General features: G+C 61.3%; 2 protein-coding genes. One reads left to right on the top strand and one right to left on the bottom strand.

Annotated elements, in window-relative coordinates:
* Window positions 1-85: DUF1652 domain-containing protein (locus tag AC1DRJ_RS30565; protein WP_477805399.1), on the bottom strand; the 85-nt coding region annotated here is incomplete at its 3' end.
* Window positions 86-359: 274 nt separating this feature from the next.
* Here AC1DRJ_RS30565 and AC1DRJ_RS30570 point away from each other — a divergent pair.
* On the top strand, window positions 360-796 hold a 437-nt coding region (locus tag AC1DRJ_RS30570), incomplete at its 3' end, for an aldehyde dehydrogenase family protein (RefSeq protein ID WP_477805398.1).

Consider the following 796-nt stretch of genomic DNA (forward strand, 5'->3'; position numbering starts at 1 on the left):
GATCCGGGGCCATGCTGCAGGTACACACCGAGGGCAGAAAACTTCGTTCAATGATGCTTTGAATCTCCAGGGTCGAAAGGTTCATCACAACCTCCCTTGCGCGAGATGTGTGGCCGGGGAAATGGGCCGTCATTTCACCCACCGAGCCAGAAAATTCTAGACCCCATCACCGAGGCGCTCAAGGTCGCAACCGGGTTGCTCGTCGTCTCAGCGCCTGTCGCAATTTGCGAAAAAATCGCCACCTTCGCCATCCTTTACGCCCTGTTAGCCCTCGTTAATCAACGGCTCGCCTGACCTTGCGGCGACTTGGCACAGCCATTGCGAAAGCCCGGTTCTCACGAACAATAAGAGGCTTCGCCATGTCGCTCCCTAATTTGCTTCCCGCCACCTCCGCGTTCATCCAGCGTGCCCCGCGCATGCTGATCGGCGGCGACTGGGTCGAGGCCGCCGACGGCCAGACCATGCCCCTGCACAACCCGGCCACCGGCGAAGTATTGTGTGTAGTGCCACGGGCCACTCCGGACGATGTCGACCGCGCCGTACTGGCCGCGCGTCAGGCCTTCGATGATTCGGCCTGGACCCACACCCGCCCGCGCGAACGCCAGAACCTGCTGTGGAAACTCGCCGACCTGATGCAACGCGACGCCGAACTGCTGGCGCAACTGGAATGCCTGAACAACGGCAAAAGCGCCGCCGTCGCCCAGGTCATGGACGTGCAACTGGCCATCGATTTCCTGCGCTACATGGCCGGTTGGGCGACCAAGATCGAAGGTTCCAGCGTTGAGGTGTCGTTGCC

This window comes from Pseudomonas sp. P5_B2 (genome assembly GCF_056400445.1).